Raw genomic sequence first — 23027 nt, forward strand, 5'->3', positions numbered from 1 at the left:
AAGCTCAAGCCGCGGATCACCGATTTTTGAGTGATGCGGCGCAGGTGCGATGAGGGGCACCTGCCGATCCGGATCGCGAGTCCGAGCCGCTGCCGGCGAGCTCGAGCCGACCGAACGGGGCGCGATCCCGCCCGCGTCAGCCGAGGATGATCAGGCCGGCGAAGCCGAGGGCACCGACGATGATCCGCCACCACGCGAACAGCCAGAAACCGTGGCGGGAGACGTAGTCGAGGAGAAACCGCACCACGAACAGCGCCGAGACGAACGACACGATGAAGCCGATCGCGATCAGCCCGACATCGTTGCTCGAGAGGTATTTATAGTTGTCGAGCAGGTCCTTGGCGAAGGCGCCCGCCATGGTCGGCATCGCGAGGTAGAAGGAGAACTCGGTGGCCGAGCGCTTGTCGGCGCCCATCAGCATCGCGCCCACGATCGTGGCGCCCGAGCGCGAGACGCCGGGGATCATCGCCAGGCACTGGAAGATGCCGATCTTCAGGTCCATCAGCAGCGAGAAGTCGTAGACGTCAGTCTTCTTCACCTCGAGGTCGGTGTCGTCGATGACGAGGAGCACGAGGCCGCCGGCCACCAGGGTCGCGCAGACGATCCACGGGTTGAACAGGTAGGCCTTGATCAGCTTCGAGAAGAGGCCGCCGATGATCGCCGCCGGCAGGAACGCCACCAGGATGCCGAGGACGAAGCGGCGCGCCTTCGGATCGGACGGCAACGCGGTGGCGATCCCCAGGAGGCGGCGAAAATACACCAGCAGGATCGCCAGGATCGCGCCGAGCTGGATCAGCACCTCGAAGGTGTTGTTGGGCGAGTGGAAGCCGATGAAGTGCCCCACCAGCAGCTGGTGGCCGGTGGAGGAGACCGGGATGAACTCGGTCGCCCCCTCCACCAGGGCGAGCAGCACTGCCTTGCCGATGCTTGCCGGATCCATCGCGACGCCCTGTGCCGCGCGCGCGGAGGCCCCCGTCGGGCCACCGCCTGCCACGCGAAATGGTTGTACCCGAGGCTTCGCCGATCAGGGTTGACGGGCAGTTACCGGGCCGGGCCGCGCGTGTTAAGGGCTCGGCAACGGTCGGGCAATAACGCTCGGTCCGAAGTCCTCTGCGCCGAAGACCCGCGCTTCAGGACCCACGACGAGCGCGGGACCGGCCGCGCTGGCAGACCGAACGTCCCGCACGGCCTCGATGGCAACCCTCTACCATTTCCCCTTCTGCGCGAATTCCCGTTTCATCCGTCTCGTGCTCGCCGAGATGGGCATGGAGCCGACGCTGTTCGAAGAACGGCCCTGGGAGCGGCGCGACGACTTCCTGCTGATCAACCCGGCGGGCGTCACGCCCGTGCTGCTGGAGCAGAACGGCCTCGTGGTTCCCGGCGCCGGCGTCATCGCCGAGTACCTCGACGAGACCCGCGGCCTCGGGCTCTCGGGGCGGCGGATGCTGCCGGAGGACACCGTCGAGCGCGTGGAGGTGCGGCGCCTGCTCGACTGGTTCCTGGTCAAGTTCGAGTCCGAGGTGACCGCCTACCTCGTCAACGAGAAGATCTCGAAGCGCTTCATGTCGGCCAACGAGGGCGGCGGCCCGCCCGACATGAACGCGATCCGCGCGGCGCGCTCCAACGTGCGCTACCACCTCAAATACATCGGCTACCTCATCGCGCGGCGGCGCTGGATCGCCGGCGACAACCTGACCTATGCCGATCTCGCGGCGGCCGCCCATCTCTCCTGCGTCGACTACCTGGGCGACGTGCCCTGGGACGAGGACGAGATGGCGCGGAACTGGTACGCCCGCGTCAAGTCGCGGCCCTCGTTCCGCGCCCTGCTCGCCGACCGGGTGGCCGGGATGGCACCGGCCGCCCACTACGCGGATCTGGATTTCTGAACGCCCGACGGACCTACCACGGCGCCGACCTGCGCCGCCTCGTCGAGACCCGGGCGCGGACGCTCGGGTTCTGCGGCCTGCGCGTGACCCGACCCGACCGGCTGCCCGACCTGCCCGGCCGCCTGTCCGCCTGGCTCGCCGAGGGCGAGCAGGGCACCATGGACTGGATGGCGGAGCGGGCCGACCAGCGCGCCAGCCCGATCGCGCTGTGGCCCGGGGTGCGCAGCATCCTGGTCCTGGCGATGAGCTACCGGCCGGAGCACGATCCCCTCGACCTCGTGGCGCGTCGCGACCGCGGTGCCGTGGCCGCCTACGCGCAGCGGCGGGACTATCACGAGGTTTTGAAGGGCCGCCTGAAAGAACTGGGTGGGTATCTGTCGGCCAAGGGCGACGTGCGGGTGAAGGTCTTCTGCGACACCGCCCCCGTCATGGAGAAGACCCTGGCGGAGGCGGCCGGCCTCGGCTGGCAGGGCAAGCACACGGTGCTGATCTCCCGCGGGCACGGCAACTGGCTGCTCCTCGGCGCGATCTACACGAGCGCGGAGTTCGAGCCCGACCCGCCGGAGCCCGACTGTTGCGGCTCGTGCCGCGCCTGCCTGGACGTCTGCCCCACCGACGCGTTCCCGGCGCCTTACCGGCTCGATGCCCGCCGCTGCATCTCGTACCTGACGATCGAGCATGCCGGGCCGATCCCGGCGGCGTTCCGGGCGGCGATCGGCAACCGGGTGTTCGGCTGCGACGATTGCCTGGCCGTCTGCCCCTGGAACAAGTTCGCCCGCACCGCGGCAGAGAGCCGCCTCGCCGCGCGGGCGGACCTGGCGGCCCCGGCGCTCGCGGATCTCGCGGGCCTCGACGACGCGGCGTTCCGCACCTTCTTCGCCGGCACGCCGGTGAAGCGCACCGGGCGCGATCGCTTCCTCCGCAACGTCATGATCGCGATCGGGAATTCCGATGACCCGTCGCTCGCGGAGGCGGCCGTCGCGCGCCTGCGCGACCCGTCTCCACTGGTGCGCGGCATGGCGGTCTGGGCCTGCGGCCGGCTGCTGGCGCCCGAGGCCGTGCGCGCGCTCGGGCGCCAGCACGGCGATTCCGAGACCGACGCCCACGTGCGGGACGAGTGGCGGGCCGCCACCGGCTTGACGGAACCGCGGACGGACGAGACATCCGCGGCATGAACCTCTTCGTCTTCGGGCTCGGCTTCACGGGCCGTCACTTCGCCGAGCGGGCGCGGCCGCGTTTCGGGACCGTCCGCGCCACGGTGACCGACCCCGCGGCCGCCGACCGCATCGCCGCGGAGACGGGCTTCGCCATGCGCGCCTTCGGGCCGGAAGCCGACGATCCCCGGATCGCGGCGGATCTCGCCGACACGGACGTGCTCCTGGTCTCGGCGCCCCCCGGCGAGGCCGGCGACCCGGTGCTGGCCCGCTACGCCGACGCCGTCGCGGCGAGCCGGATCCGGTGGATCGGCTACCTGTCGACCATCGGTGTCTACGGCGACCAGGGCGGCGCCTGGATCGACGAGACCACGCCGGCGACCCCGCGCAGCGCCCGGTCCAAGGTGCGCGTCGACGCCGAGGCGGCGTGGCTGGCGCTCGGCGCCGCGACCGGCAAGGCCGTTCAGGTCTTCCGGCTCTCGGGCATCTACGGACCCGGGCGCAACCCGATCGTGAAGCTGCGGGAGGGCCGCTCGCAGCGCATCGTGAAGGCCGGGCAGGTCTTCAACCGCATCCACGTCGACGACATTGCCACGACGCTGCTCGCCTCGATCGACCGGCCGCGGCCGGGGGCGATCTACAACGTCACCGACGACGAGCCGACCGCGCCCCAGACCGTGACCGAGCACGCGGCGGCCCTCACAGGCCTGCCGCTGCCGCCCGAGATCGATTTCGAGACCGCCGACCTGTCGCCGATGGCGCGCAGCTTCTACGGCGAGAACAAGCGCGTCCGGAACCGCCTGATCCGCGACGAGCTCGGCGTGGCGCTCGCCTACCCGACCTATCGCGAGGGGCTCGCGGCCCTCAAGGACCAGCCCTGATCAGGCCTCGAGGTGCCGCGGCCGGACGAGGCGGCGGAGCAGGCCGTCGCGGGGGCCGACCAACATCGAGGCCAGATAGAGCGCGCCGGCCGCCAGCACGATGGCCGGCCCGCTCGGCACGTCGTACCGGTACGACAGGCTGAGCCCCGACACGCTCGCCAGGGCCGCGATCAACATCGAGACCGGGATCAGCCCGGCCAGGTCGCGGGCCCAGAACCGGGCCGCCACCGCCGGCAGCAGCATCAGCCCCACCGCCAGCAGCGTGCCGAGGGCCTGGAACCCGCCGACGAGGTTCACGACGACCAGCGCCAGGAAGGCGAGGTGGACCGGGCCGCCGCTGCGGCTCACGCTCCGCAGGAACAGGGGATCGACGCATTCCATCACGAGCGGCCGGTAGATCAGGGCCAGGGCCAGCAGGGTCAGCGTGCTGATGCCGCCGAGCAGCCAGAGCGCGGCGTCGTCGAGCGCCAGGACCGAGCCGAACAGGAAGTGCATGAGGTCGATCTGCGAGCCGCGCAGGGAGACCAGCAGCACGCCGGCCGCGAGCGAGATGAGGTAGAAGGCCGCGAGATTCGCGTCCTCCCGGACGACCGTCGCGCGGGTGACGGCGCCCGCGAGGAGAGCGACCGCGAGGCCGGCCACGAGGCCGCCCAGCGTCATCGCCGGCAGCGACAGGCCGGCGACGAGGAAGCCGACCGCGGCGCCGGGCAGGATCGCGTGGCTCATCGCGTCGCTCATCAGGCTCATACGGCGCAGCGTCAGGAACACGCCGATGGGCGGCGCCGAGACCGACAGGGCGAGGCAGCCCGCCAGGGCACGGCGCATGAAGCCGAACTCCACGAACGGCGCGAACAGGGATCCGAGCGGATCGGTCACGCGGCGTCCTCGTGGTGGTGATGGTCCGCGCCGCCGTGGTCGTGCGCCGCCGCGACGGCTCGCGGCCCGGCGCAGATCGCCGCGCCCTCGTCCCAGGCCTCGGACAGGTTGCGGGCGCGCGCGAGGTTCTCGGCCGTCAGGACTCGCGCGGTCGGACCCCAGGCCACGGGCTCTCGGGCGAGCAGCAGCGTCGTCGGGAAATGCGCGCGGACCTGCTGGAGGTCGTGGAGGGCCGCGACCACGGTCCGGCCCTCGGCGTGCCAAGTGCGGATGAGCGCCAGGAGATCGTCGACCGTCCGCGCGTCGATGCCGGTGAACGGCTCGTCGAGGAGCACGACCGGGCAGTCCTGCAGGATCAGACGGGCGAACAGGGCGCGCCGGAACTGTCCGCCCGACAGGGTGCCGATCGGCCGCGCCGCGAAGCCGTCGAGGCCGACCGTGGCCAGCGCCGCCTCGATCGCCGGGCGCCGCCGGGTGAGGCTGCGCCACGCCCCCGCGCGCCGCCAGAGGCCCATGCCGGCGAGATCCATGACGGTGAGCGGGAAGCTCCGGTCGATCTCGTCGACCTGCGGCATGTAGGCGAGGGCGCCGGCGCGCTCGATGCGCCCGTCCAGGCAACGGATCTCCCCGGCCATGCCCTTGAGAAGCGTCGACTTGCCGGCCCCGTTCGGGCCGACGAGGGCGAGCAGGTCGCCGGCCCGCACGGACCCGTCGAGGTGGTGGACCGCCGGATGCCGGTCGTAACCGAGGGTGAGACCGACGAGGCGGATCGGATCCGGGCGCGCGCCGCTCATGTCGCCAGCGCCCAGGCGATGGTCAGCCAGACCAGCGCCGAGAGCAGCGCGGCGAGCGCCAGCCGCAGGCCGATCCCGCTCTGGAACAGCGATCGCCGCGCCGCGTGTCTCGGGCTGGGAATGGTCGGCACGGGGTCCTCGTCGCGCGCTCACGCCGGCGCGGGCACCACGCGGGGCTACTGGTGCGGTGCTGGGCGGCGGTGATACACTGTAACAAACCCGCGGGACAACCTGCGGATCACGTCTGGAGCGATCATGCACCGTCACGAGGGTCACGACGCGTGCCACGCCGGCACCGGTGACATGCTCGCGCGGGCCGAGGCCCTGTGTCGCGAGCGCGGTCTTCAGTTCACGCCCCTGCGCCGGGAGGTGCTCGAGGCGGTGGCCGAGTCCGCCAAGGCTCAGGGCGCCTACGATATCGCGGAGCGGCTGAGCGCGCCGGGCAAGCGCGTGGCCCCGGTCTCGGTCTACCGCGCCCTCGACTTCCTCATGGAGCAGGGTCTGGTCCACCGGATCGCGAGCCGCAACGCCTTCATCCCCTGCGCGCACGGCCACGCCCCCGGGGAGGGGGTCATCTTCCTGATCTGCCGCACCTGCGGCGGCGTCGACGAGGCCTCGTCGGAGGAAGTCGAGGGCAGCCTGGGGCGCACGCTGGAGCGGGCCGGCTTCACCCCGACCCACAGCATCCTGGAGGTTGAGGGCGATTGCGGCGCCTGCCGGGAGCGGAAGCAGGCCCCCTGAGGCGCCACTTCCAGGGCGGACGGCCGCCGGGTGCCGGTCAGAAGGCGTTCTGGTAGGCGCGGCGCGAGACGACCGTCTGGATCATGATCTGGATGTCGAACCAGATCGACCAGTTGTCGATGTAGTGCAGGTCGCAGGCGACGCGCCGCTCCATGGCGAGGTCGGTCTGCGTCTCGCCGCGGTAGCCGTTGACCTGGGCCCAGCCGGTGATCCCGGGCTTCACGTTGTGCCGGCGGGCGTAGAGGGCGATCCGGCGCTCGAAGCTCCGATCGTGCGCCAAAGCGTGCGGACGGGGGCCGACCAGCGACATCTCTCCGCGCAGGACGTTGATCAGCTGGGGCAGCTCGTCGAGGTTCGTCCGGCGCAGGATCGCGCCGATCCGGGTGATGCGGCTGTCGTTGCGGGTCGCCTGCCGGAAGGCGGCGTTAGGATCCGCCCGCATCGACCGGAACTTGAAGACGCCGAACGGCTGCTGGTTGAAGCCGTAGCGCTTCTGCCGGAAGAAGACCGGGCCGGGGCTGTCGAGCTTGATCGCCACCGCGATCGCGGCGAGCAGCGGCGACAGCGACACGAGGGCGATGGTCGCCACCGTCAGGTCGAGGGCGCGCTTCAGCATGACCTCGCCGACGTTGAGCGGACGGCGGCCGATGTTGATCCCCGAGACGCCGCCGACCCGGGCGACCTGCAGGTCCGGGAACCGGTCGAGGACCGCGCCGGGACGCAGGTGGAGGGCCGAGGGCACCCGCAGGAAGGCGTCGATGCAGCGCTCGACCTCCGCGGTGTCGGCCCAGGGCACCAGCACGAAGACGTCGTCCGGCCGCAGGAAGCGGACGACGGAGACGGCGAGGTCGAGATCCTCCTGCAACTGGTCGTGGCGCGTGGCCGCGTCGGCGCCGGGATCGACCCGCCGCAGGTAGCTCGTCCCGATGATCCGCGAGCCGAGCTGGTCGACCTCCTTGCCGGCGTAGAAGCGCGCGATGTCCTCCTCGTAGCCCACGAGGTGGATCCGGCTGGCGGTGGCCGATCCGGCGCTCAGCCGCTCGCGCACGAGCCGGCGCACCGCGGCCCGCGCCGCGATGAGCACCGGCAGGCCGGCGGCGAAGATCCCGAGCGAGACGAGCCGCGAGTAATCGTTGGTCGTCTTCGTCATGAAGCTGACGACGAGCACGGCGGCCCAGGCGATCAGCCAGAGCGAGGCCACCCGCTGGACGCCCGGCTTCTGCGCCATCACGTTCTCGAGGCTGTACTCCTCGCGCAGGACGTTCGTGGCGACGATCACCAGCGCCAGCAGCGCCGACAGCCGCGAGCCGCGGACGAGACCCGCCCACACCGTGCCGTCCTGCGCGAGGACTTGGTAGGCGCATTCGAGGCCCAGGGTGACCGCCACGATCGCCGCGATGTCGGTGGCGGCGAGAGTCATGGACAGGGCGATGCGTGCCAGCGCACGGCCGCGGCGCGGCAGCAGGGCCGACCACACATTGCGGCGGCGCTCCGCCGAGGTCGGCAGCGCCTGAAACGTCTCCGGAAGCCGATCGTGAAACATCTGACCCGCAACGTCCCGTCTTAGTCGGACTCTGTACCAGTCTGAGACACGAAAGGTTTCAGCGCCGCCTGGTGACGGTCACGGAGCAAGCCGCGGGCCCGGCGGGTTCACGAGCGCAGTCGCGGATGAGCGCTGCGACTTAGGGCCTGCTTCCGGAGGAGGCAATACATAGTTAATGCTGAGTGACTGTTCGGCGCAGCCGGCCGTCGCGAGGTTTGACGGGGGACCGTTTTCGCCGGAGCTATTTCAATTCACGCGGGTTTCTTCCATCGCGGTTTCAACCGGATCGGCGCCTCGAACGACCCCGGCCGAAGGGCGGCCGGGGTCCGCCGCGTTCAGACGGCGTCCGCGTCCTGGCGCGCATCGGCCGTCCCGCCGACCGTCTGGATCGTCTCGAAACCCTCGAATTGGGGGTGGCCGAGATACAGGGGCTTGGTCGAGGGCACGCGGCCATGCGCCTTGCGGAACTGCTCGGACCGGGTCCAGGCCTCGAAATCGGCACGCGATCGCCAGATCGTGTGCGAGGCGTAGAGCACGTGGTCCTCGTGCTCGGGGCCGCGCAGCAGGTGAAACTCGACGAAGCCCGGCATCTCGCCGAGGTGGCTGTCGCGCCCGAGCCAGACGGCCTCGAAATCCGCCGTCGCGTCCTTAACGACCTTGAAGCGATTCATCGCGATGAACATGCGTGCCTCCTGCGCGGTACCGAACCTACATGCCCCTGTGCTCCTAAGGGGTACCGCCGCGCGGCGACAAGGCGCACCTCGAAAGCAGCCCTGACCTCCACGTCGACATTTGAGCAACAATGTTGCAAAGATGTGTGGGCTTAAACTAGAAGATGTAACCTTCGACTTGCGAAGCTTGACAACTTGGTGTCCTACTGCGCCCCGGTTCACCTGTGTCGGGATCAGGGCTATAGCCGGACATCGGCACGGAGTACCGGCAACCTGACGTGCAGGACATGCGACTAAGGGGCGGACGGTGAAGCGGCGCGACAGCGAGGCGAAGACACCCCGTCCGCAGGAGGATGCAGCCCACGCCATGGACAAGGATTCCTCCGGCCAGACGATGCCGAAGCAGACGACGGACGTCGATCGCCTCGTGGGCATCCGGATCACAGCGCTGCGCAAGGCTCGCGGCATGAGCCAGACCGCGCTGGGCAACGCGGTCGGCGTGACCTTCCAGCAGGTTCAGAAATACGAGAAGGGCCAGAACCGGGTCGGGGCCGGCCGGCTGCGCGAGATCGCGCGCCTCCTCGAGGTTCCGGTCTCCGCGTTCTTCGAGGAGAACGAGCCGCGCGAGAACGCGCAGGAGGATGTGTTCGGCTTCCTCAGCGCCCACGGCGCCATCGAGCTGCTGCGCGCCTACGCCCAGATCGAGGACGAGCAGATGCGCCGCGACGTGCTCGCGCTGGTCCGCAGCGCCGCGCGACTCGCGCAGAACCGCGGCGCAACCGCGCCGACGACGGATCCGGCCTGACCGGCGCGCGAAACAGGCTTCACCTCGGGGACCTTCGAAGCGGCTGCGCCGAGCCCGGCGTCACGGCGGATCGGTCGCGATCAGGTGGAAGAAGCTGCCGGTGACGGGTCCGACCCGGTGGCCGGCCAGTCCCAGATCGACACCTTCGGCATCCGTCACGCGGGCGAGCGCCGTTTCCTCCGGCGCGATCGGCGAGAGTTCGCTGGCGTAGTGGAATTCGTGGCCGACGAGGCGCGTGCCCGCGGCGCCGAGCAGGCCGGATTCGCAGAGTTGCGCGACGCGATAGCCGAGATGCAGCTTGCGCCGGTGATACGAGGTCGCGACCGGTAGCAGTCCGGCCATGGCATGGGTCGCTCCGTCGGCATCCTGCAACGTCTCGCCCAGGACCATGTAGCCGCCGCACTCCCCGTGGACCGGCCGGGTCCGCGCGAAGCGGCGCAGCCCGTCCAGGAAGCGGGTCGCGCCGGCGATCGGGCCCGCGTGCAGTTCCGGATAGCCGCCCGGCAGCCAGCAGACGTCGCAATCCTCGGGCGGTCCCTCGTCGGCCAAGGGCGAGAACGGCACGAGTTCGGCGCCGGCCATCCGCCACCCGGTCTCGAGATGCGGGTAGAGGAAGCTGAACGCCGCGTCCCGGGCGACCGCCACGCGCTGTCCGGGCGGCCGGGGCAGGCGGCCACCGGAGGGCGGTACGGTGCCGCTCGCGCAGGCCGTCACGGCGTCGAGGTCGATGCCCGCCTCCGCGAGGTCGGCGAGCCTGTCGAGGCGCGCTGCGAGATCCGCGGTCTCGCCGGCCTGGACGAGCCCCAGGTGGCGCTCGGGCAGGACGAGCTGCGCGTCGCGCATCAGCGCGCCGAGCACCGGCAGCCCCGCGCGCTCCATGCCGGCTTCGACGAGGCGCCGGTGACGGGCGCTCGCCACCTTGTTGAGGATCACGCCGGCGATCCGGATGCGGGGATCGTAGAGCTTGCAGCCGAGCGCCACGGCGGCCGCCGATTGCGCCGCGCCCGACACGTCCACCACGAGCACCACCGGCCAGCCGTAGCGCGCGGCGATGTCGGCATTCGCCCCGGTGCGGTTCTCGGCCGCCCGGACGCCGTCGAACAGGCCCATGGACCCCTCGGCGATCAGCAGATCGGCCGCCGCCGCCGTCGCGCCCGCCAGCGCGTCGAGGAGCGGCGGCGCCATGGCGAAGCTGTCGAGGTTGAAGCTCGGATGGCCGGTCGCGGCGTGGTGGAAGGCCGGATCGATGTAGTCCGGGCCGCACTTCGCGCCGCGCACCCGCAGGCCGCGCCGGGTGAGGGCGCGCATGAGCGCGAGGGCGACGGTCGTCTTGCCGGAGCTGGAGCGCGGCGCCGCGACGAGGAGGCCGGGGGCGCTCACGACCGCGACCCCACCGTGCCGCCGGGCCGGTAGCGCCGGTCGTAGTCGGGCGCGTAGAGAGCGCTCTCGCGGAACTCCGCGGCGCCCAGCGCCGGTCCGACCAGGATCAGGGCGGTGCGCTCCAGACCGGCCTCCGCGACGAGCCCGGGCAGCGCGGCGAGATCGCCCACGAGCGCCCGCTCGTCCGGCCAGGAGGCTCGGAACACCGCCGCCGCCGGGCAGGACGGGCCGTAGAAGGGGATCAGCTCGGCGGCGACGGCCTCGACGACGTGGATCGACAGGTGGATCGCCAGGGTCGCGCCGGTGGCCGCGTAGGCCGCCAGCGTCTCCCGCTCGGGCATGGCGCTCGCCCGCCCGGAGGTGCGGGTCAGGACCACGGTCTGGGCCACGCCCGGGACCGTCAGCTCCCGGCGCAGCAGCGCGGCCGCGGCCGCGAAGGCGGGGACACCCGGCGTCACCGTGTAGGGAATGGCCAGCGCGTCGAGCCGGCGCATCTGCTCGGCCAGGGCGCTCCAGATCGACAGGTCGCCGGAATGCAGGCGCGCCACGTCCTGGCCGGCCGCGTGCGCCGTCCGGATCTCCGCCAGGATGGCGTCGAGGTCGAGGGGCGCCGTGTCGATGATCCGGGCACCGGGCGGGCACCAGCCCAGGATCTCGGGTGCGACGAGCGACCCGGCGTAGAGGCAGACGGGGCAGGCCGCGATGCGGTCGCGCCCGCGCACCGTGATCAGGTCGGCCGCGCCGGGGCCGGCGCCGATGAAGTGGACGGTCATGATTCCCGTGTCGTGTCGTATCGGACGGCCAGGGCGCAAGTGGCGCCGCCGCTCGCGATCCGGGGTAGGGCGAGGCGGCTCCGGGGCCCGGCGCCGGCGAGGGCCGCCGCCTCGGCCAGCGAGCCGACGCCGCGCAGGCGCTCGATCCGCGCCGAGCGGGTGACGATCTCGGCGTCGCGGGCCTCCAGCGCGGCGGCGGCGATGGGATGCGGTGCCAGGCCGAACCAAGCCGTCGCCGCGCGGATCGCCGCGTCCGACGCCCGGTCGTCCGCCGTGGCCACGGCCGCGAGGCTCGACCGCGCGGCGCCGACCAGGACGAGAGCGCGCTCGATCAACTCCGCGATCTCCTCGGCCTCGGTGCCCCGGCGGAACCCGATGCCGGCGACCAGCGCTCCGGTCACGGCTTGGTCCAGGCCCACTGGATCACCGTCATGGCGGGGCGCCAGCCGTGCATTCCCCCGACTGAGCTCGCCCGCTCCACGCCGTAGCGGCGCAGGCTCCCGCCATGCGCCGCGAAGGCCGCGAGCAGCGCGGCCTCGCCCTCGAGGGTCACGGCGTTGGCGACGCAGCGACCGCCGCCCCGCAGCGCCGCCAGCACGGTCGCGAGGACCCCCGGCTCCGAGACGCCGCCGCCGATGAAAACCGCGTCCGGCGCGGGCAGGCCGACGAGCGCGCCCGGCGCCGTGCCGGCGACGACGGCGAGGTCCGGGGCGCCGAGCGCGACAGCGTTGCGGCGGATCCGCTCGACGCGGTCCGGCCTTCCCTCGATCGCGGTGGCGCGCAGGCTCGGGTGACGCAGCATCCACTCGATCGCAATCGAGCCGGCGCCCGCACCGACATCCCAGAGATGCTGTCCCGGATGCGGGCGCAGCGCCGACAGGGTCAGGGCCCGGATCTCGGACTTGGTCAGCTGCCCGTCATTCTCGAACAGGTCGTCGTCGAGGCCCGGCGCGAGGGGCATGGCGCGGCCGGCACCCGCCACCGCGAGCGCCACCGTGTTCAGCGGATCGAAGTCGGCGCCGTCGAACGCTTCGGCGCGGAGGGTGCGGACGCGCTCGCGCGGCCCGCCCATCGCCTCCAGCACCGTCAGCGTCGACGCGCCGAAGCCCCGGTCGCGCAGCAGGGCGGCGAGGGCGCCGGGCGTCGTGCCGTCCCACGACAAGACGAGGAGCCGCGCACCCGGCTGGAGATGCGGGACGATCCGGGTCAGTGCGCGACCGTGGAGCGTGACCAGGGCGCACTCGGCGAGCGGCCAGCCGAGCCGGGCGCAGGCGAGGCTGAAGGCCGAAGGCTGCGGGAAGGCGCGGATCTCGTCCGCCGGCACCAGCCGGGCGATCTCGGCGCCGATGCCGTAGTGGAACGGGTCGCCCGTGGCGAGGATGCAGGTCGGCCGGCCGTGCCGCGCCAGGATCTCGGGATAGGCCTCGTGGATCGGGCTCGGCCAGGGCCGCGTCTCCGCGTCGAGCGGCCCGGCGAGGGCGAGGTGGCGCCGGCCGCCGTAGACCACGCGGGCGGCGTCGAGCGCGGCGGCGGCGGACGGCGTCAGCCCGGCCCGACCGTCCTCGCCGATCCCGACGATCGACAGCCACGGGGCGCTCGACAGCGAGTCAGCGCTCATGGACAAGGCGCCCATGAACACGCCGCCCCCGATCACCGGCACGATGCGGATCCTGATCCTCGGCGGGACCGGCGAGGCGAGCGCCCTGGTGCGGTCGCTCGCGGGTCAGGCGGATCGCGCCGTGACCCTCTCGCTGGCGGGCCGGACGGCGGCGCCGAAGCCCGAGCCGGTCCCGACCCGGATCGGCGGGTTCGGCGGCGCCGAGGGCCTCGCCCGCTACCTGGAGGCCGAGGCGATCACCCGCCTGATCGACGCGACCCACCCGTTCGCCGCGCGGATCTCGGCCAACGCCGCGCGCGCGGCGGCCCTGACGGGCGTGCCGCTCCTCGCGATCCGCAGGCCGGCCTGGAGCCGGGAACCCGGCGACGACTGGGTCGAGGTCGACCGGATGGAGGAGGCGGTCGCCGCCCTCGGCGCAGAGCCCCGGCGCGTGTTCCTGACGATCGGCCGGCAGGAGGCTGGGGCCTTCGCGGCGGCGCCCCAGCACAGCTACTTGGCGCGGACGGTCGAGCCGCTGGGCGGCATCCTGCCGGTGCCGCATCTGACCGCCCTGGAGGCGCGCGGACCGTTCGACGCCGCGTCCGAGACGGCCCTGATGCGGGCCAGCCGGATCGAGATCGTGGTCAGCAAGAACGCGGGCGGCGCGGCGACCTACGGCAAGATCGCGGCGGCGCGCGGCCTCGGCATCCCGGTCGTGATGGTGCGGCGGCCGGGCAAGCCCGACGTGCCGAGCGTCGCGGACGCCGCGGGCGCGCGCCGCTGGCTGGACGCGGGCGATCACGCCGATCCCTCGACCTTGCGGGCGGTGTAGACGAAGGGCGCCCGGCCCGCGCGCGGGATCAGCCGCGTCGTCGAGGCGCCCAGGATCACCATCGTGGCCATGTCGGCCGGCACCGCGGGCGCCTCGGCGAGGGTCGCGACGCGGATCGCCTCGTCCGGCCGGCTGACGGCGCGGGCGAACATCACCGGCGTCTCGGGCGCGCGGATCCCGGCCGCGATCTCCAGCGCCGCCCCGAGCTGCCAGGGCCGGGCGGTGGAGATCGGGTTGTAGAGCGCCACCACGAAATCCGCGCGCAGCACCGCCTCCAGCCGCGCGGTCACGACCGGCCAGGGCTTCAGGTTGTCCGAGAGCGAGAGCGCGCAGAAGTCGCCGCCGAGCGGTGCCCCGAGCCGGGCCGCGGCGGCGAGCATCGCGGTGATGCCCGGCTCCACCGTGATGGCGAGGTCGCGCCAGCCGGGCTCGCCGTACTCGACCGCCTCGAACACCGCCGCGGCCATGGCGAAGACGCCTGGATCGCCGCCGGAGACGACCGCGACCCTGCGCCCGGAGGCGGCGAGCTGCAGCGCGTGGCGCGCCCGGTCGACCTCCACCCGGTTGTCGCTGGCGTGCCGGACGAGGCCGGGCCGCTCGGGCACGCGGGCCACGTAGGGGAAGTAGCCGACGACGTCCTCCGCCGCGTCCAGCGCCCGGCGGGCCGACTCGGTCAGCAGGGCCGCGTCGCCCGGCCCGAGGCCGACGACGGTGAGGCTCCCGCTCACGGCCGGCGGCCCTCTCCGGGCAGGAGCACCATCGAGAAATAGGGCGCGTCGTCGTCGGCCTTGTCGGCCAGCATCACGACCCGCTCGCCTGCCATCGTGCCGCGCTCCACGTAGACGGCGCGGGCCAGCAGCCCGGCAGCCGACAGGGCGGCCCGCACCTTCGGCAGGTGGCGCCCGAGCTTCATCACCACGGCCGCGTCGGTGCCGCGTAGGCGCTCGGTCAGCGCGTCGAGCGACAGGGTCGCCGGCAGGACGGTGAGGACGTCGTCGCCCCAGGTGATCGGCGTGCCGGCCCGGGTCCAGCAGCCCGACATGCCGGTGACGCCCGGAACCACCTCCACGGGGAAGCGGTCTTTCAGGCGCCGCCACAGGTGCATGAACGAACCGTAGAAGAACGGGTCGCCCTCCGACAGGATCGCGACGTCCCGCCCGGCGCCGAGGTGGTCGGCGAGCTGCCCGGCCGCGTCGTCGTAGAAGCCGGCGAGCGCCGCGACGTAGTCCGGGTGCTCGGGGTGGATCTCGGTCGTGTAGGGATAGGCGAGGGCCATCTCGCGGGCCGGGTCGCGCAGGATCGCGTCCGCGATGGTGCGGGCATTGCCCCGCCGGCCGCGCTTGCAGAAATGCACCAGCACGGGCGCGCGCATCAGGATGCGCTGGGCCTTCACGGTCAGCAGCTCCGGATCGCCCGGGCCCATCCCGACGCCGTAGAGCGTGCCCGTCACCGCGGCCGCGGGGATCTCCTCGGTCGGGCCGTCGAGGCGCTCGAAACCGTCCATCACTCGACCTCGCTGGCGAGCGCATTGACCGCCGCGGCCGTCATGGCGCTGCCGCCGCGCCGCCCGTGCACGACCACGAACGGCACGCGGCCGTCCCGCGCCAGGGCCTCCTTCGACTCCGCAGCGCCGACGAAGCCGACCGGGATGCCGATCACCGCGGCGGGCGGCGCCACGCCGGCATCGAGGAGTTCCAGGAGCCGGAACAGCGCGGTCGGGGCGTTGCCCACCGCCACGACGCTGCCCGGGAGGTGCTCCCGCCACAGCTCCATGGCGGCCGCGGACCGGGTCGTGCCGAGGCTCTGGGCGAGATCCGGCACGCGCGGGTCACCCAGGGTGCAGATCACCCTGTTGTCGGCCGGCAGGCGGGCCCGGGTGACGCCGTCCGCGACCATGCGGACGTCGCACAGGATCGGCGCGCCGGCCTGCAGGGCCGCGACGCCGGCCGCGGCGAAGTCCGGTGCCATCTCCACGTCGGCCGGCAGGTCGGTCATGCCGCAGGCATGGATCATGCGGACGACGACGCGCTCGGCGGCGCCCGACCAGCGCCCGAGATCGGACTCGGCGCGGATCATCGCGAAGGAGCGCGCGTAGATCGCGCCGCCGTCGCGGATGTAGTCGTAGCGGGACGGGGACTCGTGGGCCGCGGCCGGCTCCGATCCTGTCTGGCGCAGGGCGTTCTGGCTCGCGCTCATGCCGGTCTCCTGGTCCTCCCGCATTCTGAAGGGGCGGTCTCCGGCGCGAAGGCGGCGGAGAGCCCGTCGATCTCGGCCCTTCCTAGCCGCTCCAGCACGGCCTCGATAGGGAGATCCATCGCCGGCTCATCGCCGGGCGCGCCCCCGATCACTACGCCGTAGAGCCCGTCCCGGCCGACGAGGGTCAGGTCGGCCGGGCCCGGCCGCGCGCAGCCCTTGGCGCAGCCCGAGACGTGCGCGGCGCGGCCCGTGGCCGCCAGGGAGCCGAACGCCCCCGCGAGGCGGGCCGCGTCCGCGAGCGTGGGAGTCGATCCGGAGGCGCAGCCCGGCGCCCCCGTGCAGGCCGCGATCGCGCGCCGCGGATCGTCGGGGACGACGATGAACTCCGCCGCGAGCGCCGCAATCGCGGCCGCCGCTTCGGCAGCGGCCGGCGCCAGCATCACGAAGCCGCGCGTGGGGGAGAGGCGGATCTCGTCGGAGCCGATCGCCGCTGCCGTAGCCGCGATCCGGTCGAGGGCGTCGGCAGTGCAGCGACCGAAGGGCGCGTCGACGGCGACGCTCCGAAGGTCGTGTCCGCCCGCCGGACGCGCCGGCTCCTGTTCCGGAGCGAAGCCCTGGTACGCCTGCGCTGGTCCGGCGCGGGTATCTCCTGACGGAAGCGTTAGGGCCAGTGCCGCCAGTTCGTCGTCCGACAGGTCGCGCATCCGGCGCCGGCCAGTCCGCGCGAAGGCTCCGAGCAGGGCCGCCACGTGGCCCGGCGCCGCGTCCTCCGCGCAGGTCAGGAGCGTCCGCTGGGTCTCACCGTGCGCGACCGTGATCGCGACGCGGCCCGGCCCCTCGGCGACGACGCAGAGATCCGCCTCCGGCAGCGCCCGGCCGGGGCGGCCCTCGACGGCGACCAGGGTCTTGGCCGGCAACCCCGGGATCGCGAGCCCCGCAGTCTCGATCGCCCGGGCGAGGGCCGGCACGTCGATCGTCTCGTCCGGGTCGTGGCCGGCCAGGGGGCTCGTGAGCGTCAGGCGCTGGGGGCCGCCGTCGGCGCGCACGTCGCCGAGGCCCCGGGCCGCGAGCCAAGTGGCCAGCGGCGCGCGCGTCGCCTCGGAGACGCCGCGGATCTGGAGATTGGCCCGGGCGGTGAGATCCAGGTGCCCGTTCCCGAAGCGCCGCGCACCCTCCGCCACGGCGCGGGCCTGATCGAGGGTCAGGATCCCGAGCGGCGGGTGGACGCGCGCGAGCAGGCCGTCGCCCGTCGGCATGGGACGCGTCAGACCGGGGCACCAGCCCCGGCGGGCCGGCGCCTCGGGCAGGGCGCGCCGATGCGGGGCCGCGCTCACTCGGCGGCCTCGCGCATCAGAGCGTCGGCCGGGAGGGCGTTGCGTCGGCTGTGCCAGAGGCCGCGGTCCCGGGCCTCGTCGAACCGCTCCAGGATCGCGCGGGCCGCGGCGGGGTTGGCGGCGCGCAGGCGCTCGAACACCTCGGCGTCGGCGATCCAGGCCGCGTAGAGCGCCTCGAAGCCGGCATCCGTCACCGCGTCGCTCGCGGCGGCCAGGACGAAGACCGCGTCGAGCCCCTGGGCGAGTTCCTGCGCGCCCCGGTAACCGTGGCGCAGCTGGGCCGCGATCCAGCGGGGATCGGCGAGGCGCCCGCGGATCAGGCGGGCCGCGTCCTCGCGGGCCGTCCGCGCCTTCGGCCGTTCCGGGACCGACACGTCGAGGCTGTAGAGGGCGGGGCTCGCCCCCTCCAGGGCCGCGGCCGCCGCGAAACCGCCCATCGTGTCGACGGCGGCGTCGCCGTCGAACAGGTCGCGCTCGGCCACGTCGAAGGCGTGGAGATAGGCGTCGGCCGCCGCGACGCGGGCTGCAAAATCGGGGTCGGGCCCCTCGCGGTCGCCGTAGGCGTGGCCGCTCGCGGCCAGGTAGGCGCGGCCGAGGTCGGCGCGGCCGTCCCAGGCGCCGTCGAGGGCGGTGGCGGCGGTGCCGGCGCCGTAGCGGCCGGGCGCGGCCCCGTAGACGCGCACCGACGCATCGCCCCGCCGGCGCGCCGCCGCGAGGGGATTCTCGTCGTCGGTCTCGTCCCGGTCCGCCACGGCGCGGGCGGCGCGGTCGAGCAACGCCAGCGTGTCGGGGAAGGTGTCGCGGAACGCGCCGGAGACGCGGACGGTGACGTCGATCCGCGGCCGGTCCAGCATGGCGAGGGGCAGGATCTCGAAGCCGGTGACGCGGGTGCTGGCATGATCCCAGACCGGCCGCACGCCCATCAGGGCCAGGGCGTGGGCCACGTCCTCGCCGCCGGTGCGGAGGGTCGGCGAGGCCCAGAGATCCATGACGATCCGGGCCGGATAGGCGCCCTCGTCCTGGAGGTAGCGGGTCACCACGGCGGCGGCCGCCTTCTCGCCGAGGAGCGCGGCGGCGCGGCTCGGGATGGCCCGCGGGTCGAGGGTCGCGAGGTTGCGCCCGGTCGGGAGCACGTCGGCCCGCCCACGGGACGGCGAGCCGGAGGGGCCGGGCCGGACGAACCGCCCGTCGAGGGCCGCCAGCAGACCGGCGTGCTCGGAGTCCGCGCTCGCCGCGACGGCGTCCGCGGCCCCCTCCGGCGCGCGGGCGAAGACGTGCAGGCCGTCGCGGAAGACGGTCTCGCCGAGATCGCAGAGATGCGCGTCGAGCCGCGTCAGCGCCTCGTCCATCGGCGTGTCCGGGTCGATCCCGGCACCGTCCAGCAGTCCGGCCGCCCCGGCCTCCTCCAGGATGGCGCGGGCGATGAGGTCGGCGCGGCGGGGGTCGAGCACGCTAGCGGCGGAATACTCCTCCACCAGCTCGCGGAGGCGGGCCGCCTCGGGCGTCAGCGCGTGGACGGCGGTGTCGGGCGTCAGGTGCCCGAGCGCCACGCCGCCGAGGCGGCGCTTGAGCGGCGCGGCCTCGCCCGGGTCGTCGACGATGAACGGGTAGATCACCGGCAGCCCGCCGACGCAGAGCGCCGGGAAGCAGGCGGGCGACAGGGCCACGGCCTTGCCCGGCAGCCACTCCGCGGTGCCGTGCGTGCCGAGCTGCACCAGGGCGTCGAATTGCTGCCGCAGGCCGAGATGGAAGGCCAGGTAGGCGTGGGTCGGGGCGCGGTCGAGGTCGTGGTAGCCGGTCTTGCGATCAGGGTCGCGGCCGCGGTCGGGCTGGAGGAAGACCGCGAGGCCGCCGTCCCGGAACACCCGGAACTGGAAGGCGCCGTCGACGCAGGCCGGGTCCGCCGCTGCCTCGCCCCAGCTGCCGGTGACGGCGGCGCGGACGTCCTCGGAGAGCGTGCGCCACCACGCCGCGTAGGCCGCGAGCGGCACCCGGAACGCGGCCGGGCCCTCCGTGAGCGCCGCCATCAGCGCTCCGGGCTCCGGAAGCGCGCCCGCCGCGTAGCCCGCGGCCGCGAGGTCGGCGGCGATCGCGCGGGCGCTCGCGGGCGTGTCGAGGCCGACCGCGAACCCGGCCCGGCCGCCGCGGGCGGGATAGTCGGACAGGACCAGGGCGACGCGCCGCGCCGCCCGGGGCAGGGCGGCCAGCCGCAGCCATCCCGCGGCCCGGTCGGCGAGCGCGGCGATGCCGGCCTCGTAGGGCACGGCGCGCCGCTCGGCGAAGCCGGCGATCTCGGCGCTCTCCTCCTTGAACGAGATCGGGAAGCCCGAGAGACGGCCGTCGAATTCCGGCAGCGCGACCTGCATGGCGAGATCGGCCGCGCCGAGACCGCGGGCGGAGGCCTCCCAGGCCGCGCGGGGCGACCCGACCGTGAAGGCCTGGAGAACCGGGCAGTCGCCGCCGTCGAGCACGAAGCCGGTCTCGTCCTCGCGGGCCGAGAAGGCGGTGGCGGCGATCACGAGGTCGGGCCTGCGCGCGCGCACGGCAGCGGCGACCGCGGCGGCGGCCTGCGGCTCCTTCAGGCTCGACACGGCCATCGGCAGCACGCCGATCCCGCGTTCCCTCAACGCGGCAGCGAGGGCGACGAACGGGCCGGTGTCGCCGCCGAGCACGGCGGAGCGGTAGATCAGCAGGAGCGCGACCGGCTCTGCCGCGCTGCGCGCCCCGGCGAGCGGGACCGCGGTCGCGGCCGCGGCGACGGCCGTCCCGAGGGGGAGAACTCCGCAGCCGGGGCACCAGGGAAAGCCGCGCGGGAGCGGCTGCGGCGGCTCGACCGGGCCGTCGGCGCCCAGGCGGATCGCGAGGCGCCGCAGCATCCGCCGCAGGTTGTCAGGGCCGCCGGCTCGGAAATAGGCGTCGAGCTGCCCGGCGAGGTCGGGATCGGTGGAGAAGGCGGCGAGGCGCGGATCCGGCCGGTCGTCGCCCGGCAGGACCGCGAGGACGACGCCGTGCGCCCGCACGGCCTCGGCGCAGCGCTCGATCCCGTAGCGCCAGTAATCGAGCCCGCCGAGGCAGCGGATCACCACCACCTTGGCGCGCGCCACGACGCGCTCGACGTAGAGGTCGACCGAGAGCGGGTGCCGCAGCCTGGCGAGCTTCGCGAGCCGCAGGCTCGGCAGGCCGGGCTCCGCGGCGTGGGCCTGCCCGACCGAAGCGAGGTCGCTGTCGGTGAACGACAGCACCACGAGGTCGCCGGGCTCCTGCCCGAGATCCACGGCCGCCTCGCCCTCGTCGAGGGAGACGGCATCGATGCGCACGAGATGCACCGCGGCGGCCCCTAGAGCGAGTCCGGGCGGGCGTGCGCGACCGGCCTCATCCCGCGAGGGCCGCCGCGACGGCGTCCTTGTCGAAGCCCTTGAGGCCGATCACCACCAGCGTCCCGTCGCGGGCTTCCCCGGCCCGCCAGGGGCGGTCGAAATGATGGGTCACGCGCCGGCCGACACCCTGCACCACGAGGCGCATCGGCTTGCCCTCGACCTCGGCGAAGCCCTTGATGCGCAGGACGCCGGCGGCCTCGGCCGCCGCCTCGACCCGGGCCGCGAGATCCCCCGCGGTCACCGCCGGGCGCACCGGCAGCGCCACGGTCTCGAAATCGTCGTGGTCATGGTCCTCGCCCTCGCCGTGATGCGAGGGTCGGGCGTCGAGATCGTCCTCGGCCGCCGCGCCGAGGCCGAGCAGCACCCGCGGGTCGATGGCGCCGTTCTCGGTCTCGACCACCTTCACGGCGCGGGGCAGGTGCCCCTCGACCTCGGCGCGGACCCGCGCCCGCGTCGCGGCGTCGATCAGGTCGGCCTTGTTGACGACCACGAGGTCGGCGCAGAGGAGCTGGTCCTCGAACACCTCCTCCAGGGGGTTGTCGTGGTCGACCGACTGGTCGGCGGCGCGCTGGGCCGCGAGGGCCTCCGGGTCCTCCGCGAAGGCGCCCGAGGCCACCGCCGGGCCGTCGACCACCGCGACCACGCCGTCGACGGTCACCCGCGAGCGGATCGCCGGCCACTGGAACGCCTGGACCAGCGGCTTCGGCAGGGCGAGGCCCGAGGTCTCGATCAGGATGTGCTCCGGCGGTTCGGCGCGGCCGAGCAGGGTCTCCAGCGCCGGCACGAAATCGTCCGCGACCGTGCAGCAGATGCAGCCGTTCGGCAGCTCGACGATGGCGTCCTCGGTGCAGCCCTCGACGCCGCAGGCGGCCAGGAAGGACTTGTCGAAGCCGATGTCGCCGAACTCGTTCACCAGGATGGCGAGGCGGCGCCCCTTGGCGTTCTCGACCACGTGGCGGACGAGGGTCGTCTTGCCGGCCCCGAGGAAGCCGGTGACGATGGTGCAGGGGATCTTGTTCACGAGGGTCATTCCGCGGGCTCCAGGGTGCCGGCGGGGACCGGGCGGGGTTCTGGGAAAGGGGGGATGCGGGCGATCACGCCCTTGCGGAACGCCTCCGGACGGTCGCGCCAGGGCACGATGCCGTCCGGGGTCGCCGCGTAGGCCACGAGACCGCCGAGGATGATCTCGGCCGAGGCGGCCGGATCCATGTCGCCGTAGACGTAGGTCCAGCGGTCGGCCGCGGCGACCGCCACGGTGCAGGGCCGCTTGCAGACCGACAGGCACTCCACCGCCTCGACCCGCAGGTCCGGCGTGCCGCCGCTCCGCGCTCGCAGCGCCTCCAGCAGGCGGGCCCCGGCGCGGGGCCCGTCCGGATCGTCGTCCGGGCGGCGGCAGGTGGTGCAGACGTAGAGCACGGTCTCAGGCACGGGCCGCTCCCCGATCCGCGCCGCGGGCGAAGGCCTGCCACGCCCAGCCGAGCCCCAGCCCGATCAGGATCCAGAACACGAAGCTGATGGCGAGCGACCGCGCGGCGAATTGCGCGGCGAGCGCGGCCGGAAGTTCGGACGCCGCCTCGGGCGCCTGCGGGGCACCGACGACGTGCGGCGCGATGATCAGGACGAGCCCCCCGAGGATCGTGATCAGCGCGCGGCGTATCGTGATCAGGTAGAGCCCCATCCCGGTCGCCGCGGCGGTCATCACCCACCACGCCTGCCGCGTCGCGAGCGGGGCCGCCGCGCTGCCGGGCAGTTCCGGCGGCAGGCCGAGGCCCGGCGCGAGGGCGACGCTGGCGAAGGCGGCCACCGCGAAGGCGAGGCCGACCTGCGGCGTGGGCTCGCGGCCGCAGGCGAGCATCACCGCGCCGAGCAGCAGCGCGTAGCCGACGCCGCCCACGAGGGTCGCGAGCCCGGTGAAGGCCATCCGCGGCAGGCCGGGCGCGGGCTGCCATTCCGGCGCGGCGTCGGGCGCGGCGTGGTCGTGCCCGGCATGGGCCAGCACGATCGGGAACGCCTTGATCGGGAGCGCCTTGGCAGCCCGGTTCGGCGCCTCCTGCTGCTCGTAGCGCTCGGCCGCGACGATCAGCGGCGAGGTCAGCGTGAGTTCGAGGCCCGTCACGATGGCAGCCGCGAAGAAGCCGGCGGCGAGGGCCGCCGACAGGAGCCGGATGATCATCCCTGGTCCGGGGA

General features: G+C 73.8%; 24 protein-coding genes. 6 read left to right on the top strand and 18 right to left on the bottom strand.

Features of this window, described 5'->3' with window-relative positions; translation table 11 throughout:
• Nucleotides 1–136 precede the first annotated feature (136 nt).
• On the bottom strand, nucleotides 137–940 hold the full coding sequence (locus BM419_RS14835; RefSeq protein ID WP_091926851.1) for an undecaprenyl-diphosphate phosphatase: 804 nt from the start codon (nucleotides 938–940) through the stop codon (nucleotides 137–139).
• 253 nt (nucleotides 941–1193) lie between these two features.
• Here BM419_RS14835 and BM419_RS14840 point away from each other — a divergent pair, with 253 nt between their 5' ends.
• The 3 genes from BM419_RS14840 to BM419_RS14850 are packed head-to-tail and all read left to right on the top strand — an operon-like array spanning nucleotide 1194 to nucleotide 3921.
• Entirely contained in the window at nucleotides 1194–1886 is a 693-nt protein-coding gene (locus BM419_RS14840; protein WP_020094651.1) for a glutathione S-transferase family protein, read from the top strand.
• A 29-nt stretch (nucleotides 1887–1915) separates the two neighbouring features.
• Nucleotides 1916–3061: a tRNA epoxyqueuosine(34) reductase QueG gene (gene queG / locus BM419_RS14845; RefSeq protein WP_091926922.1), complete on the top strand. Its 1146-nt coding sequence runs from the start codon at nucleotides 1916–1918 to the stop codon at nucleotides 3059–3061.
• Nucleotides 3058–3921 carry an SDR family oxidoreductase gene (locus tag BM419_RS14850; protein ID WP_091926852.1) on the top strand — a complete coding sequence of 288 codons (864 nt, stop codon included), beginning with the start codon at nucleotides 3058–3060 and terminating at the stop codon, nucleotides 3919–3921. The genes queG and BM419_RS14850 overlap by 4 nt, the downstream gene beginning before the upstream one ends.
• On the opposite strand, the gene BM419_RS14855 is transcribed toward BM419_RS14850, so the two are convergent.
• Genes BM419_RS14855 through BM419_RS33245 form a run of 3 tightly spaced genes read right to left on the bottom strand, consistent with a single transcriptional unit; the run spans nucleotide 3922 to nucleotide 5722 of the window.
• Nucleotides 3922–4746: a metal ABC transporter permease gene (locus BM419_RS14855; RefSeq protein ID WP_091926923.1), complete on the bottom strand. Its 825-nt coding sequence runs from the start codon at nucleotides 4744–4746 to the stop codon at nucleotides 3922–3924.
• Nucleotides 4747–4793: 47 nt separating this feature from the next.
• Nucleotides 4794–5591 carry a metal ABC transporter ATP-binding protein gene (locus tag BM419_RS14860; RefSeq protein WP_091926853.1) on the bottom strand — a complete coding sequence of 266 codons (798 nt, stop codon included), beginning with the start codon at nucleotides 5589–5591 and terminating at the stop codon, nucleotides 4794–4796.
• The gene (locus tag BM419_RS33245; protein ID WP_020094646.1) at nucleotides 5588–5722 is read right to left on the bottom strand and encodes a hypothetical protein; all 135 of its coding nucleotides are present in this window, start codon (nucleotides 5720–5722) and stop codon (nucleotides 5588–5590) included. Before BM419_RS33245 ends, BM419_RS14860 begins: the two co-directional genes overlap by 4 nt.
• A 124-nt stretch (nucleotides 5723–5846) precedes the next feature.
• Between BM419_RS33245 and BM419_RS14865 the strand changes: the two genes are divergently transcribed.
• Nucleotides 5847–6332, top strand: coding sequence for a transcriptional repressor (locus BM419_RS14865; protein ID WP_020094645.1), 486 nt, complete (start codon nucleotides 5847–5849; stop codon nucleotides 6330–6332).
• Between the two features lie 37 nt (nucleotides 6333–6369).
• Here BM419_RS14865 and BM419_RS14870 read toward each other — a convergent pair whose 3' ends face one another.
• Nucleotides 6370–7875 (bottom strand): undecaprenyl-phosphate glucose phosphotransferase, encoded by a 1506-nt coding sequence (locus BM419_RS14870; RefSeq protein WP_020094644.1) that lies wholly within the window; start codon nucleotides 7873–7875, stop codon nucleotides 6370–6372.
• Between the two features lie 335 nt (nucleotides 7876–8210).
• Entirely contained in the window at nucleotides 8211–8558 is a 348-nt protein-coding gene (locus BM419_RS14875) for a heme-degrading protein HmuQ (RefSeq protein WP_042672224.1), read from the bottom strand.
• Between the two features lie 355 nt (nucleotides 8559–8913).
• Here BM419_RS14875 and BM419_RS14880 point away from each other — a divergent pair, with 355 nt between their 5' ends.
• Entirely contained in the window at nucleotides 8914–9351 is a 438-nt protein-coding gene (locus tag BM419_RS14880) for a helix-turn-helix domain-containing protein (RefSeq protein WP_020094642.1), read from the top strand.
• Between the two features lie 60 nt (nucleotides 9352–9411).
• On the opposite strand, the gene BM419_RS14885 is transcribed toward BM419_RS14880, so the two are convergent.
• From BM419_RS14885 to cbiE, 4 genes are read right to left on the bottom strand one after another with little or no spacing between them, the layout of a single operon-like run.
• Nucleotides 9412–10731 carry a cobyrinic acid a,c-diamide synthase CobB gene (locus BM419_RS14885; RefSeq protein ID WP_091926854.1) on the bottom strand — a complete coding sequence of 440 codons (1320 nt, stop codon included), beginning with the start codon at nucleotides 10729–10731 and terminating at the stop codon, nucleotides 9412–9414.
• Entirely contained in the window at nucleotides 10728–11504 is a 777-nt protein-coding gene (gene cobM / locus BM419_RS14890; RefSeq protein ID WP_091926855.1) for a precorrin-4 C(11)-methyltransferase, read from the bottom strand. The genes BM419_RS14885 and cobM overlap by 4 nt, the downstream gene beginning before the upstream one ends.
• Nucleotides 11501–11905 carry a cobalamin biosynthesis protein gene (locus BM419_RS14895; protein WP_244540778.1) on the bottom strand — a complete coding sequence of 135 codons (405 nt, stop codon included), beginning with the start codon at nucleotides 11903–11905 and terminating at the stop codon, nucleotides 11501–11503. The genes cobM and BM419_RS14895 overlap by 4 nt, the downstream gene beginning before the upstream one ends.
• A complete protein-coding gene (cbiE, locus tag BM419_RS14900) occupies nucleotides 11902–13122 on the bottom strand; it encodes a precorrin-6y C5,15-methyltransferase (decarboxylating) subunit CbiE (protein WP_091926857.1) in 1221 nt (406 codons plus the stop codon). Before cbiE ends, BM419_RS14895 begins: the two co-directional genes overlap by 4 nt.
• On the opposite strand from cbiE, the gene BM419_RS14905 reads away from it, so the two are divergent.
• Nucleotides 13121–13933 (top strand): cobalt-precorrin-6A reductase, encoded by an 813-nt coding sequence (locus BM419_RS14905; protein WP_091926858.1) that lies wholly within the window; start codon nucleotides 13121–13123, stop codon nucleotides 13931–13933. The genes cbiE and BM419_RS14905 overlap by 2 nt on opposite strands.
• Here the strand turns inward: BM419_RS14905 and cobJ are convergent.
• Genes cobJ through BM419_RS14945 form a run of 8 tightly spaced genes read right to left on the bottom strand, consistent with a single transcriptional unit; the run spans nucleotide 13900 to nucleotide 23013 of the window.
• Nucleotides 13900–14661 carry a precorrin-3B C(17)-methyltransferase gene (gene cobJ, locus BM419_RS14910; protein WP_020094636.1) on the bottom strand — a complete coding sequence of 254 codons (762 nt, stop codon included), beginning with the start codon at nucleotides 14659–14661 and terminating at the stop codon, nucleotides 13900–13902. The genes BM419_RS14905 and cobJ overlap by 34 nt on opposite strands.
• Nucleotides 14658–15437 (bottom strand): precorrin-2 C(20)-methyltransferase, encoded by a 780-nt coding sequence (locus BM419_RS14915; RefSeq protein ID WP_012320065.1) that lies wholly within the window; start codon nucleotides 15435–15437, stop codon nucleotides 14658–14660. Before BM419_RS14915 ends, cobJ begins: the two co-directional genes overlap by 4 nt.
• Nucleotides 15437–16129 carry a precorrin-8X methylmutase gene (locus BM419_RS14920; protein WP_280141965.1) on the bottom strand — a complete coding sequence of 231 codons (693 nt, stop codon included), beginning with the start codon at nucleotides 16127–16129 and terminating at the stop codon, nucleotides 15437–15439. The genes BM419_RS14915 and BM419_RS14920 overlap by 1 nt, the downstream gene beginning before the upstream one ends.
• On the bottom strand, nucleotides 16126–17463 hold the full coding sequence (cobG, locus tag BM419_RS14925; protein ID WP_091926859.1) for a precorrin-3B synthase: 1338 nt from the start codon (nucleotides 17461–17463) through the stop codon (nucleotides 16126–16128). The genes BM419_RS14920 and cobG overlap by 4 nt, the downstream gene beginning before the upstream one ends.
• Nucleotides 17460–20789, bottom strand: coding sequence for a cobaltochelatase subunit CobN (cobN, locus tag BM419_RS14930; RefSeq protein ID WP_091926860.1), 3330 nt, complete (start codon nucleotides 20787–20789; stop codon nucleotides 17460–17462). Before cobN ends, cobG begins: the two co-directional genes overlap by 4 nt.
• A 46-nt stretch (nucleotides 20790–20835) precedes the next feature.
• A complete protein-coding gene (gene cobW, locus BM419_RS14935; protein WP_012320061.1) occupies nucleotides 20836–21870 on the bottom strand; it encodes a cobalamin biosynthesis protein CobW in 1035 nt (344 codons plus the stop codon).
• Nucleotides 21867–22268 carry a DUF1636 domain-containing protein gene (locus BM419_RS14940; protein WP_091926861.1) on the bottom strand — a complete coding sequence of 134 codons (402 nt, stop codon included), beginning with the start codon at nucleotides 22266–22268 and terminating at the stop codon, nucleotides 21867–21869. The genes cobW and BM419_RS14940 overlap by 4 nt, the downstream gene beginning before the upstream one ends.
• Nucleotides 22261–23013 carry a CbtA family protein gene (locus BM419_RS14945; RefSeq protein WP_091680780.1) on the bottom strand — a complete coding sequence of 251 codons (753 nt, stop codon included), beginning with the start codon at nucleotides 23011–23013 and terminating at the stop codon, nucleotides 22261–22263. The genes BM419_RS14940 and BM419_RS14945 overlap by 8 nt, the downstream gene beginning before the upstream one ends.
• Nucleotides 23014–23027: the final 14 nt, after the last annotated feature.

The sequence above is a fragment of the Methylobacterium sp. yr668 genome (assembly GCF_900116245.1).
Lineage (GTDB): Bacteria > Pseudomonadota > Alphaproteobacteria > Rhizobiales > Beijerinckiaceae > Methylobacterium.